The following is a 414-nucleotide window of genomic DNA, read 5'->3' on the forward strand; positions in this document are numbered from 1 at the left end:
TGTTATTTCTATTAGCTCTATCCATAACCTGAAAACAAAAGACCGATATGAATCTAGATATGCTGAAGTCTGTGCAATATCAAAGAAACTAAAAGCTATGGCTATCGATCTTAATATTTACTTAATTGTTGGTTCTAATGTGAATCGTAAATGTGAAGAACGAGCAGATAAAAGGCCGTTAATTTGGGATTTACGAGATAGTGGTACTTTAGAAGAAGACGCAAATACTATTATGTTTTGTTATAACAATGAGGGTTATGCTGAAAATAACGTTGGAGTCGCTGAAATTATCATTGCAAAGAATGACTTTGGTGAGAGAAGTGTCAGTAAATTATTCTGTAACTCTCAGTATTCTCGATTTGATAATTTCTTAGGTGTAATTGGGTAAGTTCGTGCTAACAATCGCATCAACAC

General features: G+C 33.6%; 1 protein-coding gene. It reads left to right on the forward strand.

The features are described 5' to 3' along the window. Nucleotides 1–388, forward strand: a 388-nt coding sequence (locus A6E03_RS07175) for a DnaB helicase C-terminal domain-containing protein (protein ID WP_255310607.1), incomplete at its 5' end; no start/stop codon positions are given. Nucleotides 389–414 lie beyond the last annotated feature (26 nt).

Source organism: Aliivibrio sp. 1S128 (assembly GCF_001691065.1).
Classification (GTDB): domain Bacteria; phylum Pseudomonadota; class Gammaproteobacteria; order Enterobacterales; family Vibrionaceae; genus Aliivibrio.